This is a genomic window from Ensifer sp. NPDC090286 (assembly GCF_044769565.1).
Classification (GTDB): Bacteria; Pseudomonadota; Alphaproteobacteria; order Rhizobiales; family Rhizobiaceae; genus Ensifer.
Genome location: NZ_JBIVYF010000001.1, coordinates 1,829,374 through 1,845,531, shown reverse-complemented (window position 1 = coordinate 1,845,531; position 16,158 = coordinate 1,829,374). Strand labels below are relative to the sequence as shown.

18 protein-coding genes are annotated in these 16,158 nt (G+C 64.1%); 8 read left to right on the top strand and 10 right to left on the bottom strand.

The genetic code is table 11. The annotated features are described in order from the left end of the window. Positions 1-44: 44 nt before the first annotated feature. Both ACIQUG_RS09330 and ACIQUG_RS09325 read right to left on the bottom strand, forming a co-directional pair. Positions 45-1,145 (bottom strand): DNA alkylation repair protein, encoded by a 1,101-nt coding sequence (locus tag ACIQUG_RS09330; protein WP_402320049.1) that lies wholly within the window; start codon positions 1,143-1,145, stop codon positions 45-47. 37 nt (positions 1,146-1,182) lie between these two features. Continuing rightward, positions 1,183-1,482: a hypothetical protein gene (locus ACIQUG_RS09325; protein WP_043623699.1), complete on the bottom strand. Its 300-nt coding sequence runs from the start codon at positions 1,480-1,482 to the stop codon at positions 1,183-1,185. A gap of 149 nt (positions 1,483-1,631) precedes the next feature. Between ACIQUG_RS09325 and ACIQUG_RS09320 the strand changes: the two genes are divergently transcribed. Further along, on the top strand, positions 1,632-2,306 hold the full coding sequence (locus tag ACIQUG_RS09320) for a helix-turn-helix transcriptional regulator (RefSeq protein ID WP_402320045.1): 675 nt from the start codon (positions 1,632-1,634) through the stop codon (positions 2,304-2,306). 127 nt (positions 2,307-2,433) lie between these two features. Beyond that, positions 2,434-2,883, top strand: coding sequence for a host attachment protein (locus ACIQUG_RS09315; protein WP_043623693.1), 450 nt, complete (start codon positions 2,434-2,436; stop codon positions 2,881-2,883). Between the two features lie 54 nt (positions 2,884-2,937). On the opposite strand, the gene ACIQUG_RS09310 is transcribed toward ACIQUG_RS09315, so the two are convergent. Together ACIQUG_RS09310 and mnmD are read right to left on the bottom strand one after the other, a co-directional pair. Further along, the gene (locus ACIQUG_RS09310; RefSeq protein WP_402320041.1) at positions 2,938-4,524 is read right to left on the bottom strand and encodes a trimethylamine methyltransferase family protein; all 1,587 of its coding nucleotides are present in this window, start codon (positions 4,522-4,524) and stop codon (positions 2,938-2,940) included. Between the two features lie 166 nt (positions 4,525-4,690). Then, positions 4,691-5,407 (bottom strand): tRNA (5-methylaminomethyl-2-thiouridine)(34)-methyltransferase MnmD, encoded by a 717-nt coding sequence (gene mnmD / locus ACIQUG_RS09305; protein WP_402320648.1) that lies wholly within the window; start codon positions 5,405-5,407, stop codon positions 4,691-4,693. Between the two features lie 39 nt (positions 5,408-5,446). Between mnmD and ACIQUG_RS09300 the strand changes: the two genes are divergently transcribed. Beyond that, positions 5,447-6,589: an NAD(P)/FAD-dependent oxidoreductase gene (locus ACIQUG_RS09300; RefSeq protein WP_402320038.1), complete on the top strand. Its 1,143-nt coding sequence runs from the start codon at positions 5,447-5,449 to the stop codon at positions 6,587-6,589. Positions 6,590-6,647: 58 nt separating this feature from the next. Here the strand turns inward: ACIQUG_RS09300 and ACIQUG_RS09295 are convergent, their stop codons facing one another. Then, positions 6,648-7,067 (bottom strand): PRC-barrel domain-containing protein, encoded by a 420-nt coding sequence (locus ACIQUG_RS09295; RefSeq protein WP_402320035.1) that lies wholly within the window; start codon positions 7,065-7,067, stop codon positions 6,648-6,650. 196 nt (positions 7,068-7,263) lie between these two features. Here ACIQUG_RS09295 and ACIQUG_RS09290 point away from each other — a divergent pair, with 196 nt between their 5' ends. Continuing rightward, positions 7,264-8,067 (top strand): DUF1045 domain-containing protein, encoded by an 804-nt coding sequence (locus ACIQUG_RS09290; protein WP_402320032.1) that lies wholly within the window; start codon positions 7,264-7,266, stop codon positions 8,065-8,067. A 17-nt stretch (positions 8,068-8,084) separates the two neighbouring features. Here ACIQUG_RS09290 and ACIQUG_RS09285 read toward each other — a convergent pair whose 3' ends face one another. Further along, entirely contained in the window at positions 8,085-8,525 is a 441-nt protein-coding gene (locus ACIQUG_RS09285) for an NUDIX domain-containing protein (protein WP_402320029.1), read from the bottom strand. A gap of 193 nt (positions 8,526-8,718) precedes the next feature. Between ACIQUG_RS09285 and puuE the strand changes: the two genes are divergently transcribed. From puuE to uraH, 4 genes are all read left to right on the top strand, one after another. Then, positions 8,719-9,648 carry an allantoinase PuuE gene (gene puuE, locus ACIQUG_RS09280; protein ID WP_402320026.1) on the top strand — a complete coding sequence of 310 codons (930 nt, stop codon included), beginning with the start codon at positions 8,719-8,721 and terminating at the stop codon, positions 9,646-9,648. Beyond that, entirely contained in the window at positions 9,648-10,151 is a 504-nt protein-coding gene (gene uraD, locus ACIQUG_RS09275) for a 2-oxo-4-hydroxy-4-carboxy-5-ureidoimidazoline decarboxylase (RefSeq protein WP_402320024.1), read from the top strand. Before puuE ends, uraD begins: the two co-directional genes overlap by 1 nt. A gap of 96 nt (positions 10,152-10,247) precedes the next feature. Then, the gene (locus tag ACIQUG_RS09270) at positions 10,248-10,745 is read left to right on the top strand and encodes an ureidoglycolate lyase (protein WP_402320021.1); all 498 of its coding nucleotides are present in this window, start codon (positions 10,248-10,250) and stop codon (positions 10,743-10,745) included. 65 nt (positions 10,746-10,810) lie between these two features. Continuing rightward, positions 10,811-11,173 carry a hydroxyisourate hydrolase gene (gene uraH / locus ACIQUG_RS09265; protein WP_402320018.1) on the top strand — a complete coding sequence of 121 codons (363 nt, stop codon included), beginning with the start codon at positions 10,811-10,813 and terminating at the stop codon, positions 11,171-11,173. A 193-nt stretch (positions 11,174-11,366) separates the two neighbouring features. Here uraH and ACIQUG_RS09260 read toward each other — a convergent pair whose 3' ends face one another. The 4 genes from ACIQUG_RS09260 to ACIQUG_RS09245 form a co-directional block, all read right to left on the bottom strand. Continuing rightward, entirely contained in the window at positions 11,367-12,503 is a 1,137-nt protein-coding gene (locus tag ACIQUG_RS09260; protein ID WP_402320015.1) for an L-lactate dehydrogenase, read from the bottom strand. Between the two features lie 115 nt (positions 12,504-12,618). Continuing rightward, a complete protein-coding gene (guaD, locus tag ACIQUG_RS09255) occupies positions 12,619-13,935 on the bottom strand; it encodes a guanine deaminase (protein WP_402320012.1) in 1,317 nt (438 codons plus the stop codon). Further along, entirely contained in the window at positions 13,932-15,170 is a 1,239-nt protein-coding gene (gene puuD, locus ACIQUG_RS09250; protein ID WP_402320009.1) for a urate hydroxylase PuuD, read from the bottom strand. The genes guaD and puuD overlap by 4 nt, the downstream gene beginning before the upstream one ends. Before the next feature lie 72 nt (positions 15,171-15,242). Beyond that, the gene (locus ACIQUG_RS09245; RefSeq protein WP_402320006.1) at positions 15,243-16,157 is read right to left on the bottom strand and encodes a LysR substrate-binding domain-containing protein; all 915 of its coding nucleotides are present in this window, start codon (positions 16,155-16,157) and stop codon (positions 15,243-15,245) included. Position 16,158: the final 1 nt, after the last annotated feature.

The following is a 16,158-nucleotide window of genomic DNA, read 5'->3' as shown; positions in this document are numbered from 1 at the left end:
ACGAAAAAGTCAAGGTCCATCTTTTCGCAGGTGCGAAATGAGATCTACTCAAGCGCGAGATCGAAGCCCGCTTCGGCCGCTTCCTGGCCGTTGACGAGGATGACGATCCGGTGGGCGCCGGGGTAATAACGGCGGGTGGTGATCGGCCGGATCGCATGGCGCTTCTCGATCTCGATCGAGGCGCCGGGGGCAAGCGTCGCCGACGTCCACTTGAACACTTTCGGCGAGGTTGCGCCGTTTGCCTTGCGGTGGTGCACGGCGTAGTCGATCATCACCTTCTGGCTCGTCTCGGCGTCATGGCTGACGGCGAGGCGCAGGCCGAGGCTTTCGCCCAGCACGATGTCCGAACGATCGAGCGAAAAGCGGGCATTGATGCCGGCCGGGGGCGCAAAACCGAAATTGCCGAGCGCGTCCGCGTGGCCCTGCTTCAAAAGCGTGCGCGAAGCGTGGCGTAGAAGCTGGCGGCGCTCCGGCGATGCGTCGCCGATATGCTCGGCGACGAAAGCGGCAACCAGGTCCGGATGGTCCTTGGCGATGTCGTTGAGGCTGTTGGCAACCGAGCGACGCACATAGTCCTCGGGGTCGTCGAGGAGGGCCGTCAGGATCGGCAGGATCGGCTGCGGATCGCGAATGAGCTGCGGCAGCCGCATCGCCCAGGGCAGGCGCGGGCGGGTGCCTTCGCTCGCCAGTCGACGGACGTGATGGTTGGGGTCCTTCGTCCAGCCGCGGATCGTCGCAAGGGCGCGCTCCTGGTCGCGATCGATGAAGACGCGGATGCCGAACTCGGCTGTGAAATGCGGTGTCAGCGCGCGCAGCAGCGAAAGCGAAAGGTCGAAGTCGTCGAGGCCGCGCAAGGCGACGTACTGGCTGACGGGCAGCAGCGACCAGCCGCTGATGCCCTCGGCGTCGTCACGGGGAAGGCAGGCGCCGAGGATGGCGGCCGCCTCCGGAAATGCCTGCGGCAGCGTCTCGACCAGCGCGTCGCGGATCTGCAGCGACCGCTGCATCAGCTCCAGCGCCTCCAGGCCTTCACCCGCAAGCGCCATGAACTTCCTGCGATCGAAGGTTCCCGCATTGCGTCCGAGCGCATCGGCGATGGCGACGACGACGCCGGGGTGCAGCAGGTTCTTCAGTGGTTCGGCCATCGCGCGGCAGTCCTTTGTTCGTCTCGTTCCGGGCCGGTCAGATCCTCTGGCCGCCGCTAAAATGCTGCACCAGCATTACAGCGCTGATGGTGGCTGCGTAAGGTGCGAACTCAGGGTCGACCCGGACGCGCTCGCCGGCCGATTTAGCAGCCTCCAGCGTTTCCCATTCGACGAGGTCGGCGAACATGCCCGAAGTCTCGCAGGAATCGACCGCGCGCCAGGAGACGAAGCCCGGATAGCGTGAAACCGCCTGCATGGCGCGCTGGCGCGTGGCCGTCGCGGCCGGCCTGTCGGTGACGATGCAGACGGCAAGTTCGAGGATGTGATCGCTGGTCATGAGGATGCTCCCGGTGAGTTGCCGCTTGATTTAACACAGGGCAACTGACAGCCTTATGGCCATTACCGACGGAGCCGTGGTTGTGGACAGACAAGGCGCGCGGTAGCCCTTTGATACGTCACCGGCGTCTTGCCGTTGGGAGGCCAGACATGAGACCCGCCGACCGGCTGTTTCGCATCATCCAGCTCCTGCGCGCGAGCGGCCGGGTGATGACGGCGCGTGAGATCGCCGAGAAGATGGAGGTCGCCCAGCGCACCATCTATCGCGACATGGAGCACCTGATCGCATCGGGCGCGCCGATCGACGGCGAACGCGGCGTCGGCTATCTCCTGCGCGGCGCGTTCGATGCGCCGCCGCTTGCCTTTACCTTCGAGCAGCTGGAAGCGCTCGCCTTCGGCGCGCGGGCGGTGCAGATGCTCGGCGACGGCAGGCTCGCCCAGGCGGCGCGCGAGGCGATGGAGAAAATCGCCCATGGTCTGCCGCCCGAACATCGGCAGCGGCTGACGGCAGCACCGCTTCGCGCCTTCCGCTCGTCGCTCCAGCCGGAACCGCCGGCGCTGCTCGGCGAGATCCGCCTGGCGATCGCCGGGCGCCGCAAGCTTCGCCTGGCCTATGACAGCCTCAAGGACGAACATTCCGAGCGCATCATCTGGCCGCTCGGTCTCAGCGTCTTCGGGCATTTCTGGCTGCTGACCGGCTGGTGCGAACTGAGGTCGGATTTCCGCGATTTCCGGGTCGACAGGATCAGCGCGCTTCACGTCCAGCGCGAACGCTATGAGGCGATGCCGGAGCGCAGCTTCGAAGCCTATATCGCGCGGATGTGACCGGCGCACCCGGCGAAACAATCAGCATCGTCGCCACCTTCCGATGGAACCGGATCGCCGCTCGTTCGTTTCCTTTGCAGGGTCTTCATGACCCTTCGCGATCCACACCTTTCACTGGGAGACAATCGTGCAGAACCGGACTTGGATACTGGCCGCGGATGGCAACACCGCGCGCATCGTCAAGGGCGTGAACCTGTTGAAGGAAGAGCGCCAGCGGCCGGAGGAGGAGACCTTTCACACCGAACCGAAACGCGTTCAGGACATCATGGCCGACAAGCCGGGCCGGTCGCATTCGTCCGTCGGACACGGCCGCTCGGCCATGGAATACAAGAGCGATCCCGTTCGGGAGGAGCAGCAGCGCTTTGTTGCTGATGTGGCCGGAAGGCTCGAAAGCTATGCCGCCAACCAGGCCTTCGACAGCCTGGTGATCTGCGCGGCCCCCCGGACGCTTGGCGATCTCCGCAAGCAGCTTTCCGCCCATGTCCGCGAACGGACAGTCGCCGAGATCGACCGCAATTGCGTGGCTGCCACCACCGAACAACTGATCGCAACGGCAAGGGCCGCAGTGTTCCCTTAAGGCTCGGCCGCAGCCGGGCTTCGTAGCGCTTTCCGGTATACCCAAGGCGTCCCGTCAGAAATCGGTCGGGACGCCGCCTTCCGCCTTGCGCTTGGCGACAAAGGCATCGAGTTCCTCCTCGATCGCGGGATCGAGCGGCGGGCGCTCATATTCGTTGAGCTTCTGTTTGAAGATCCGGTTGGCATGGTCGTAGGTGGTCGGTCGTCCGGCTTCGGTCCAGGTCTCGAAGTTGCGCCAGTCCGACAGGATCGGTGAATAGAAGGCGGTCTCGTAGCGCTGCAGCGTGTGCAGCGTGCCGAAGTAATGGCCGCCGGGACCGACATCGCGCACGGCGTCGAGCCCGAGCGCATCCTCGCTGACATCGAGCGGGGTCAGGTATTCCGCCACCATCTGCAGCATGTCGACGTCGAGGATGAATTTCTCGAAGGAGGCCGTGAGTCCGCCTTCGGTCCAACCGGCGGCGTGCATGACGAAGTTGCCGCCCCCTTGCGTCAGCGCCCAGAGCGACATGGCGGATTCGTAAGCCGCTTGAGCGTCCAGCGTATTGGCGGCGTTGGTGTTCGAGGTGCGATAGGGGATGTTGTAGCGGCGGGCGAGCTGGCCGCCAGCGACCACCGCCTTCATGTATTCCGGCGTGCCGAAGGCGGGTGCGCCGGTCTTCATGTCGACGTTGGAGGTGAAGCCGCCATACATGACCGGCGCGCCGCGCCGGACCATCTGGGTAAAGGCGATGCCGCAGAGCGCTTCGGCGTTCTGCTGGACGAGCGCACCGGCGATCGTCACCGGGGCCATGGCGCCGGCGAGCGTAAAGGGCGTGATCACGACCACCTGGTTGCGCGAAGACATCTCGATGATGCCCTGCAGCATCGGCCCGTCGAGGCGCAGCGGCGAGGAGGTGTTGATGATAGTGAAGAGCGAGGGCTCGCGTTCCATCTGCTCCATCGAGATGCCGCGGCCGATGCGGGCGATCTCGATGCCGTCGGTGTTGCGCTGCTTGCCGAGCGAATAGACGTGGAACACCTTGTCGGTGAGCTTCACCATGTCGGAGAGGCAATCGAGGTGGCGCACCGAGGCATGGATGTCGACCGGCTCGACCGGATAGCCGCCGGTCGTGTGGACGATGTCATAGGATTGCGCGAGCTTCACCAGCTTGCGGTAGTCCTCCTGGTTGCCGGTGCGCCGGCCGCCGTCGCGATCCGCCACGAATGGCGCGCTGGCGATCTGGGCAAAGACGAGATTGTTGCCGCCGATGGCGACATTGCGGGCCGGGTTACGGGCATGCATGGTGAAGGTTGGCGGTACCGAGGCGATCATGTCCATGATCAGCCCGCGGTCGAAGCGCACTCGGTCGGTACCGGGTGTCACGTCGGCGCCGGCAGCCTTCATCCGTTCGCGCGCCTCCGGCAGGATGACGTCCATGCCGATCTCTTCGAGGATCGTCAGCGATGCCTCATGCACCGATTCAAGCGCATCATCCGAAAGGACGGTGGATTTCGCCAGCGTATTGACAAGATTGAGATATTTTCCGCCGGGGGATTTGCGCACACGCTCGGCGCTGCGCCCGCCCGGGCGGCGTCGGCGCTCCAGCGGCGTCGAGGCTGCGTCGCCGGTTGCTGCATCGGGAAACTGATCGTCGTTCATGAAAGACCCACCGTGTTGCCGATGGGGAGTGTGTCGCAGATTCGAAGCGGCGATGGCCCGCCATTTGCGACAGTTCAGTTCTCTTGTGGAGTAAATCGCTTGCGCTGACGCATTTCTGCAGCCGGATGGCGCAACCGCTCAAGACAGGCCACAATCGCGACGAGCGCTAGGCTCGGTCGCCGCGCAGCATCTCGCGCTTGCCGGCAAAACCCTTGCGCTTTTCGACGGCAAAGCCCGCGGCCTGCAAATTGCGGCGGACGAAACCGGCAGCGGCATAGGTGGCGAAACTTCCGCCGGACGCGGTCTTGTCGAAGACGAGCCGCATCAGATCCTCCGACCACATGTCGGGATTGCGTGACGGCGCAAAGCCGTCGAGGTACCAGGCGTCGAACGGTTGTTCCGTCCGGGCGACGCCCTCGAGTGCCGGACCGCAGACGACCGTGAGGCTAACGCCGTCGCCGAAGTCGATCCGGACGTCGCCATCGGGCTCGGCCGGCCAGCGCGAGGCCAGCGCCTGGCGCTCCGTGTCGATCTCCGGCCAATGGCTAAGCGCGCGCGAAGTCTCTTCTGCCGCCATCGGGAAACGTTCGAAGGACACGAACTGCAGCCGGTCGCCGGCGGTTGCGGTCATCTTCCACTGACGCCAGGTTTCGCAGAAATTGAGGCCGGTGCCGAAGCCGAGTTCGCCGATGCGGAAGGTGCCTGCACCGACCCAGCGATCGGGCAGGCCGTTGCCCGAGAGGAAGACGTGGCCGCACTCCAGCCGCCCGTCGGTGCGGCAATAAAAGTGATCGCCAAACTCCCGGGAATAGGGCATATCGCCCTCGTGCCAATCAAGGTTCTGGTGCGCCGGGGGCTCGATCGGGTCTGCGGATCCTGTCATGGCCATGGCGATAATCCGCCGGCCGGAGAAGGTCAATCGATGAGCGAGCTTTTGGTCGTCGGCGGCGGCATCATGGGGCTGTGGGCCGCGCTTGGCGCCGCGCGCAGGGGCATGACCGTACGGCTCGTCGAGCAGCAGGCGATCGGCGCTGGCGCCAGCGGTGGCCTTTTGGGCGCGCTCATGCCGCATATGCCCGATCGCTGGAACGACAAGAAGCAGTTCCAGTTCGACGCACTCGTGGCGATCGAAGAAGAGATCACGGCGCTCGAGGCGGAGACGGGCCTTTCGACCGGCTATCGGCGGACGGGCCGCTTGATCCCACTTGCCAAGCCTCACCTGCGCGACATCGCCCTTCGGCACGAGCAGGATGCACTGAGCCACTGGCGCGCGGCCGACAGGCAGTTCCACTGGCACGTGAAGGACGAGGGGCCCGAGGGCTGGCCAGGCGCAGAGGCAGCAGCGCACGGAATGGTCTTCGATACGCTCGCCGCGCGCGTCTCGCCGCGTCGCATGCTTGCGGCCCTCCGCGCGGCGCTCCTGCGGGCACCGAACGCCCATGTGGACGAACGCCGGGGCGTGCGCCGGATCGAGCCGGCACACGGTTGGGCGGAACTCGACGACGGCACCCGGATCGGTTTCGAGCATTGCATCATCGCCGCCGGTGTCGGCAGTTTTCAATTGATCGACGACGTGTCAGCGCCGCTGGCGGAAACGAGCGGCACGGCGGTCAAGGGCCAGGCGGCACTGCTGCGGGCGGAGATCGACCCGGCACTTCCGGTGATTTTCGCCGACGGCGTCTACATCATCGCCCATGACGACGGCCATGTGGCGGTCGGCAGCACCAGCGAAAACAGTTTTGCCGATCCCCTGTCGACGGACGCGCAGCTCGATGAACTGCTTCGGCGCGCCGTGGCGCTTGCGCCGCGACTGGCGGGTGCCGAGGTGGTGGAGCGATGGGCGGGGTTGCGCCCGAAATCAACGGGCCGCGAGCCGATGGTCGGCCGGCATCCGGACCATTCGAATGTCTCGGTCCTGACCGGCGGCTTCAAGGTGAGCTTCGGCATCGCCCACCGGCTGGCGCGGTTCGTCGTCGACGAGATCGCCGGTTCACCGACGATCGGTATTCCCGATTCCTTCTTCTGCCGGAATCACATAGCCGCACTTCGCGACAAAAGCCTTTAGCCCCGGACATGCGAAAGGCCCCGCCGGCGGCGGGACCCGAAAGATCGAAAGTCAGGCATTACATCCAGTAGGGCGGGACGCCGTAGTAGTCGTAGACACGGCGACCGTTTTCCGCGTTCCAATCGTATTCTTCGGTGCCGTGATATTTCGGCGCGTTTTCGACCTGATCGCGAGTCACATCAGTGCGATAGCCGCCGAGCTTCTCGTCATAGGTCAGCTTTGCCCAGGGCAGCGGATAGTGATCTTCGCCGAGGCCGAGAAAGCCGCCGAAGCCGAGCACCGCATAGGCGACGCGCCCGCTGCGCTTCTCGATGATCACGCGCTCGATCGAGCCGATGTGTTTTTCGTCGGGGCCGTAGACCCTCGTGCCTTCAACCTTGTCGCTCGCGATCAGGTCGTGGGTCTCCTTGATCCGGGCGTCCTGAAGGTTCGCATTGTGATAGGTCACGCTTCTTCTCCATCCTTGTTTTCCTACCATTGGGGAACGGGCTATCGGCCGGATGGTTCCGAAAAACCAACGGCGACGTTCGGGCGGGCGCTGCGCTCATCCCCGGCCGACTTCGTCAATCTGTCACGCAAATCACCTAAGACGCGGCCATTGGACAAGTCGGGGTGAGGGCGGAAAACCGCATGCTTTTGCTCATCCCGCGCTGAGGGATATCCGGAGCCAGCCGATGCGCTATGCCATTTGTTTTACGCCGCCGATGGCCGACACGCTTTCCGCGACCGCTGCAAGCTGGCTGGGGCGCAACGTCTATTCCGGCGACCCCACGGAATTGCCGTCGGTCGCGGGCTTGAGCGCCGCAGATGTCGCCTATCACACGGCGGTACCCCGCCGCTTCGGCTTTCACGCGGTGATGATGTCGCCGTTCCGCCTCCACCCCGACATGACGGAATCGAAGCTTCTGAAGGCGCTGATGCATTTTGCCGGCGCCCAGACCCCGTTCGAAATCGATCGCCTGGAGGTTGCCCGCATCGGTCGATGCTTCGGGCTGATGCCGCAGGTGCCGAGTACGGCCATGCATCTGCTTGCGGCCAACGTCGTTCAGGAGTTCGACGCCTTCCGCGCGCTGCTCAGCGAAGACGAGATCGAGCGTTCCGATCCGGACCGGCTGACCGCGCCGCAGTTTTCCAACCTGTACCGTTGGGGCGATCCGCATGTGATGGACGAGTACCGCTTCCACATGATGCTGACCGGTCCGCTTGCACCAGACGCGATGCGGCGGGTCGAGGCGCCGCTTCGCGACCTCTTCGAGCCCTGCCTATCAAAACCGCTTTCGATCGGCAGCCTTGCGCTGTTTGTCGAACAGGAGACGGGGGCGCCCATGCGGGTGCATTCGCAGCACCCGCTCGGCAAGATCTCGACGAACACGCGCGCAGAGCGGGCAAAGCGCGCCGCCGCCGATCCGTCGCTGGCGCCGCAAGGCGCCGTCCGGCCGCTGCCGCTGATCGTCGCGGCGCTGATGGCGCATCGCTAAGCGGAAACGCACGCGGGCTAATCTTCAAGCAGCAGCGCTTTCGGATAGGGCAGACCGAGGGGCGGCATCTCCGCCGGCGCGAAGTAGCGTAGCGACTTCGTCTCGCTGTCGCTGATCGGCTGCTGGGAGCCAACGATCCGGCATCGATAGAGGGTAACCACATATTCGACGCGGTCGCCGTTCGGGTAGGTGTAGCGAAACGCTTCTCCGCCGAAGACGCCCAGTATCCGCTCGACCGAGACCGGATAGCCGGTTTCCTCCATGACCTCGCGAAGGATCGCGTCGACAGGCGTTTCGCCCGGCTCGATGGCGCCGGCCGGCAGGCTCCAACCTTCGCCGCTTGCTTTCTCCTGCAACAGGATCCGGCCATCGGGATCGAGAATGGAGGCCGCCACCGACGGGCAGAGAAGCAGGCCGGAACCGATTTTACCGCGAAGCGCTTGAATGTAGGATTTCATCTCGATCAGAGCCGTTGTCCTTGCCAATCCATTCAACGCCGTTTCGAAAAATCTCTCAGCCTAGGGCCCAGCGGAATTTTTCTGGTGATTTCCGTCAGGGCCATGGCGCTGCCGCTGCCCCGCTTCCCGTCATTTCGGTATCGACAATCCGGTCGGCGGTGATACCGTTCTTAAAAATTCGAAGGGTGATTTGATGTCTGAGACTAAGTATCCGCGCGACCTCGTTGGCTACGGCCGCAATCCGCCGAAGGCAAACTGGCCGGGCGATGCGCGCATCGCCGTGCAGTTCGTGCTGAACTACGAAGAGGGCGGCGAAAGCTGCATTCTCGATGGCGACCCGGCGTCCGAATGCCTGCTGTCGGAGATCGTCGGCGCACAGCCCTGGGCTGGCCAGCGCAACCTCAACATGGAATCGATCTACGAATATGGCGCCCGTTCCGGCTTCTGGCGGCTGTGGCGCATGTTCACCAGCCGTAATGTGCCGCTGACCGTCTATGGCGTGACGCAGGCCATGGCGCGCAATCCGGAAGCGGTTGAGGCCATGAAGGAAGCCGGCTGGGAAATCGCCAGCCACGGTCTGCGCTGGCTGGAATACAAGGACGTGCCGGAAGAGGTCGAACGCGAGCATATCCGCGAGGTCGTCCGCCTGCACACCGAACTCACCGGCGAGCGCCCGCTCGGCATCTACCAGGGCAAGCCTTCGGCCAATACGCTGAAGCTGGTGCTGGAGGAGGGCGGCTTCCTCTACTCCTGCGACAGCTATGCCGACGAACTGCCCTACTGGGTGCCGGGTCTTTCGCCCGACAAGCCGCACCTGATCATCCCCTATACGCTCGATGCCAACGACATGCGGTTTGCGACGCCACAAGGCTTCAACAGCGGCGACCAGTTCTTCAGCTATCTCAAGGACACCTTCGACGTGCTCTACGAGGAAGGCCGCCAGGGCGACGCCAAGATGATGAACATCGGCCTTCACTGCCGGCTCGTCGGCCGCCCGGGCCGGACCGCAGCTCTTGCCCGCTTCATCGACTACGTGATGTCGCACGACAAGGTCTGGGTGCCGCGTCGCATCGACATCGCCAACCACTGGTACCAACACCACAAGCCGGAAGGGGCGCTCTGATGACCGACCGTGATGCCTTCGTTGCCCGTTTCGGTGGCGTGTTCGAGCACTCGCCCTGGGTTGCCGAACGCGCCTACGACCGAGCCGCGGCGACGGGGCTGACGGCGGGCACGGTGCACTCGGCGCTCTGCCAGGCCTTTCGCACGGCGCTGCCGCGCGAGAAGATGCAGGTGCTGCGTGCGCACCCCGATCTTGCCGGCAAGCTGGCGATCGCCGGCAAGCTGACGGCGGACTCGACGGCGGAACAGGCATCCGCCGGCCTCGACCGGTTGACGCCAGAGGAGCATCAGCGCTTCACCGGGCTCAACGACGCCTACACGAAGAAATTCGGCTTCCCCTTCATCATCGCGGTGAAGGGGCTGACCAAGGCGCAAATTCTTGCCTCCTTCGAAAGCCGCATTGACAATTCGCCCGAAGAGGAATTTGAAACCGCTTGCGCACAGGTCGAGAAAATCGCCCGCCTGCGCCTGCAGTCGATGCTTCCTGGAGACGAAAATGCCTGACAAAACCGTTCGATGCCTGTCCCCGCTCATGAGGAGGGCGCTCGAACTGGACCGGACATCCGCAAGCGCCAAGTCTTCTTGCGAGGTTTCCGCATAATGTCGCGCCTGCTTACGATCGAACCGCTGACACGCGACGCCTTCGCCCCGTTCGGAACCGTCATCGAAGCCGATCCGGCAACGATGCGCTACATCAACGGCGGCAATACCGAACGCTTCCACGGGCTCGCGCGCGCCGATGTCGTCGGCGACGGCGCCAACGTCATCATCAACATTTTTCGCGGTCAACCGCGGGCTTTCCCCTATTCGGTGACGATGATGGAACGGCACCCGCTTGGCAGCCAGAGCTTTTCGCCGCTCGACGACCGTCCCTGGCTGGTGATCGTCGCTGAAGACGAGGACGGTCGTCCGGGTGCACCGCGGGTGTTTCAAGCCAACGGCCGGCAAGGCGTCAACTATGGCCGCAATGTCTGGCACCATCCACTGATGTCCATCGGCGGCGTCAGCGATTTCCTCATCGTCGACCGCGAAGGACCGGGCAACAATCTCGAGGAGTTCTTCTACGACGAGCCCTTCGTCATAGAGAGCGCTGTCTAGCGACTGATGAAAAATGCGGACGTTCTTTCGTCCGCCTCCCGTACCCGTTTATGAAGGAGGATGAGATGAGCAGCACCGGCCGCCTGACGACCCACGTTCTCGACACCGCACTCGGCAAGCCGGCCGAGGGTCTCCGCATCGACCTCTACTGGCTGGAAGGCGAGGAGCGGCAGCTGATCCGTACCGTCCACACCAACAGCGACGGCCGCGTCGACGGCCCGATGGTCGAAGGCATCGGCTTCATGGCCGGCAATTACGAGCTGGTGTTCCATGCCGGCGACTATCTGCGCCGGTCAGGCGCGACACTGCCGGAGCCGGCCTTCCTTGACCGCGTCCCCTTGCGCTTTGGCATCGCCGATCCGGCGAGCCACTATCATGTGCCGCTGCTGCTCTCGCCCTATGGGTACTCGACTTACCGGGGGAGCTGAGGGCTAAAGGGGGCTTGCATTTGCTTCGCGTTTTGCGGGAAGGGCCACTCTAGGCTCTATCATCCTCGCTCTATGGCGGGGATCCAGTAACCCGACGTCTGTCGGGTCGAAAGAGCCTTTCCGCCCAAGGACTTGGGCTGCTGGATTCCTGTGACAAGCACAGGAATGAGGGCGGGACTGGCCGATGCTGGGCCTATTCCGCCAGGATGCTGCGATCGACGTCGTTGATGTCGCGCTTGCCGCAGAGGGCCATGGTGATGTCCATCTCCTTGCGGATGATCTCCAGCGCCTTGGTCACACCGTCCTTGCCCATGGCGCCGAGGCCATAGAGGAAGGGGCGGCCGATATAGGTGCCCTTGGCGCCCATAGCGACAGCCTTCAGCACGTCCTGGCCGGAGCGGATGCCGCCGTCGACATGCACCTCGATCTGGTGGCCGACGGCATCGACGATGCGCGGCAGCATGCTGATGGAGGAGTGGGCGCCGTCGAGTTGCCGGCCGCCATGGTTGGAGACGATGATCGCGTCGGCACCGGTGGCGGCTGCCATCTTGGCGTCTTCCGGGTCGAGGATGCCCTTGAGGATCAGCGGCCCGCCCCAGCGTTCCTTGATCCAGGCGACATCCTTCCAGGACAGCTGCGGATCGAACTGTTCCGCCGTCCAGGCGCCGAGCGACGAGAGGTCGGTGACGCTTTTCGCGTGGCCGACGATGTTGCGGAAGGTGCGGCGCTTGGTGCCGAGCATCTTCATGCACCAGCCGGGACGTGTGGCCATCTGCCAGAGGTGCTTTGGCGTCATCTTCGGCGGAGCGGACAGGCCGTTGCGCAGGTCCTTGTGGCGCTGGCCGAGAATCTGCAGGTCGAGTGTCAGCACCAGTGCCGAGCATTTCGCCGCCTTGGCGCGGTCGATGAGGTTGAGCACGAATTCGCGTTCGCGCATGACGTAGAGCTGGAACCAGAAGGGTTTGGTCGTGACCGAGGCGACGTCCTCGATCGAGCAGATGCTCATGGTCGAGAGCGTGAAGGGCACGCCGAAGGCTTCCGCCGCCTGGGCTGCCAGCATCTCGCCGTCGGCGTGCTGCATGCCGGTGAGGCCGGTAGGCGCCAGCGCCACGGGCATCGACACCTTCTGCCCGATCATCGTCGTTTCGAGCGAGCGGTCGGTCATATCGACCAGCACGCGCTGGCGCAGCTTCACCTTGGCGAAATCCTCCTCGTTGGCGCGATAGGTGCCTTCGGTCCAGGCGCCGCTGTCGGCGTAGTCGAAGAAGAGTTTCGGCACCCGGCGCTTGGCGAGCGCCTTGAGATCGCTGATTTCGAGGATTTGCGTCATGGGAACGGCCTTCGTCCAACGGAGATGGAACGAGCCATTACCATGTTTGCCGGAGGCTTGTTAATAGGCAGAACGCAGAGAGGTCAATTTTCTTGACCTCTCTGCGTCAGGTCGATCAGGCGGCGGCGAGCGCCGATTTCGCCGGCTTGCCGGCCACGTAAGTTTCGACGATCGACCGGTCGTCGCCCATCGTCTGGAGCAGGAAGAGTTCGTCTGACAGAGAGTTGACCACTTCGGCCCGAAGCGCCATGGCCGGTGTGGCTGCCATGTCGAGCACGATGAAGTCGGCGTCGGTGTCAGCCTCAAGCGTGCCGATCTTGTCGACCAGCGACAGCGCCTCGGCATTGCCGCGGGTCATCATGAAGAAGCTGTCGAAGGGGTTCAGCCGCTCGCCCTGCAACTGCAGGATCTTGTAGGCCTCGTCGAGCGTCTTCAGCATCGAATAGCTGGTGCCGCCGCCGATATCGGAGGCGACCGAGGTGCGCACCGGCTTGTCACGCCTGCTGAGCGCGCGCAGCGGGAAGAGGCCGGAACCGAGGAAGAGATTGGAGGTTGGGCAGAAGACGGCGACCGAGCCAGTTTCGCTCATGACGTCCGCCTCGCGCTCCGACAGATGGATGCAGTGGCCGAACAGGCTCTTTGGTCCGAGCAGGCCGTAGCGGGCGTAGACGTCGGTGTAGTCCTTGGCTTCCGGAAAAAGTTCGCAGGTAAAGGCGATCTCGTCGCGGTTTTCCGAAAGGTGGGTCTGCACGTGCAGGTCGGGGAATTCACGCACCAGCGATTTCGCGACCTCCATCTGCTCGGGCGTCGAGGTGATGGCAAAGCGCGGGGTGATGGCGACGTGGTTGCGGCCCTTGCCGTGCCAGTCGCGGATAACCGCGCGGGTTTCGTCGTAGCCCATCTGAGGCGTGTCCAGCAGTCCTTGCGGGGCGTTGCGGTCCATCATCACTTTGCCGGCGATCATGCGCATGTCGCGGCGGAGCGCCTCGGCGAAGAAGGCATCGGCCGACGCCTTGTGCACGGAGCAATAGGCCGTCGCCGTTGTCGTGCCGTGGCGCACCATCTCGTCGAAGAAGCGCGTCGCGATGCGCTCCGCATGGGCGCTCTCGACGAACCGGCATTCCTCCGGGAAGGTGTAGGTGTTGAGCCATTCAAGCAAGTTGGCGGCATAGGACGCCATCACCTGCATCTGCGGGAAATGCAGGTGCGTGTCGATGAAGCCGGGCACGATCAGGTGCGGGCGGTGATCGATTTCCGCCACATCCTGTGGAGCGCCGGCCTTCACCGCGGCGTAAGCGCCGCTCGCGACGATCTGCCCACCCGCAACCAGCAAAGCGCCGTCGCTTTCGTAGCTGTAGGCGGCGCTGTCGTCGATCGACGTCGGCGCGCGGTGAAAGCTCAGCAATCGGCCGCGGATGAGGGTGGTCGTCATTGTGTCTTGCCTTCCTCGACGGCGCTTTCAAACCAGGCTGCCAGCAGCTGGCGCTCATCCGTCGTCATGTCTGTCACGTTGCCGGGCGGCATCGCGTGGCTGCGCCCGGCCTGGATATAGATTTCGCGGGCATGGGCGGCAATCTCTGCGTCGCTTTCCAGCATCACACCCTTCGGCGCCTGGGTGATGCCCTCATAAACCGGTTCGGCGGCATGGCACATGGAACAGCGGGTCGAGACCGTGTCCTTGACGGCGGGAAAATGCGCGTTAGCGGCGAAGCGCTTGAAGACCGGTGCCACGTCAGCCTTCTCGCCGCCGGTCAGGACCTTCGGCACGGTCGAGAGCCACATGATCAGGATGAAGATCAGCGCGGTGACAAGCCAGGTCCAGGTCGGCCGGCCCTTGCGGGCGTGGGTGGTGTTGAACCAGTGGCGGATGGTAACGCCCATCAGGAAGACGAGGGCTGCGATGATCCAGTTGAATGCCGTGGCAAACGCCAGCGGGTAGTGGTTCGACAGCATGAAGAAGATGACCGGCAGCGTCAGGTAGTTGTTGTGCAGCGAACGCTGCTTGGCCTGGGCGCCGAGCTTCGGATCCGGCGTGCGGCCGGCGATCAGGTCGGCGACGACGATCTTCTGGTTGGGAATGATGATGAAGAACACATTGGCCGACATGATCGTGGCGGTAAACGCGCCCAGATGCAGGAAGGCGGCACGGCCGGTGAAGACCTGGGTGTAACCCCAGGCCATGACGACGAGTGCCACATAGAGCAGCGCCATCAGCCCCCAGGTGTTCTTGCCGATCGGCGACTTGCAGAGCAGATCGTAAAACAGCCAGCCGATGCCGAGCGAGGCGAGCGAAATCAGGATCGCGGTGGTTGCCGAGATGTCGAGCACGTGCCGGTCGATCAGGAAGAGATCGGCGCCGCCATAGTAGACGACACAGAGCATGGCGAAGCCCGAGAGCCACGTCACGTAGGATTCCCATTTGAACCAGGTGAGATGCTCGGGCATCGAGGCCGGCGCCACCAGGTATTTCTGGATGTGGTAGAAGCCGCCGCCATGGACCTGCCATTCCTCGCCATAGGCGCCGACGGGCAGGTGATCGCGCTTTACCAGACCGAGGTCGAGCGCGATGAAATAGAAGGATGAGCCGATCCAGGCGATGGCGGTGATGACGTGCAACCAGCGCACGGCAAAGGCCAGCCATTCCCAGGCGATGGCGAACTCGTACATTCAGATCCCCTTTGTCTCCGTTGCCTCACTTTGCGCATAAACCGCGGAGGGGAAAAGGGGCTTGCGCGCTCCTCAAGCGCTATTTGCTTGCAGGAAGTTCGGCGCGCAAAGTTCGCCGAGGATCCAGTCGCGGAAAATCCGGATCTTTGGCGTGTTGCGGCGGGCGTGCGGATAGGCGAGCCAATAATCGCAGCCGTCGCTGCAGCGCAGTTCGAAGGGCTGGTAGAGGCGGCCGAGCGCCACGTCATCGGGGTAGAATTCCGGTGTCAGGATCGCCACGCCCTGGCCGGCGATGGCGGCGCGCGCCTCGAAGGATTGCGCGCCGAGGCGGCTGTGCGGCCGTCCCTCGAGATCGGGATCCTTGACACCGGCAGCCTTGAACCACATCGGCCACCAGGGGTCACCGGGATCGATGATGCGAAGCTTCAAGAGGTCTCGCGGCTCATGCACGCCGCCGATGGTGGCGGCAAGCGCCGGGCTCAGCATCGGGCTGAATTCCACCCGCATCAGCGGATGGGTGTCGAGGCCGGGCCAGACGCCGGCGCCTGAGCGAATGGCGAGGTCGGCCGGCTCGCGGGTAAAATCGGTGAGCGAGTCGCTGGTCGTCAGCCGGACGGCGATGTTCGGATGGGCGAGCTGGAAGCTGCCGATATTGCGGGCGAGCCATTGCGAGGCGAAGGTCGGCGTCGAGCTGATCAACAGCGCGCTGTCGATATCGCCGCGGGCATTCGAAACCGCTTCCTGCAGCATCTCGAAGGCCTCGGTGACGCGCGGCGCCATGCGCTGGCCGACTTCCGTCAGCGAGATCTGGCGCGGGCGTCGCAGGAACAGCGGCTCGCCGACATTCTCCTCGATCAACTTTACCTGGTAGCTGACGGCCGTCTGGGTCATGCCCAGCTCTTCGCCGGCCTTGGTGAAGCTGCCGAGCCTTGCGACCGCTTCGAAGACCCTGAGCGCATTCAGCGGAAACTGCTTCGACATCTTCATG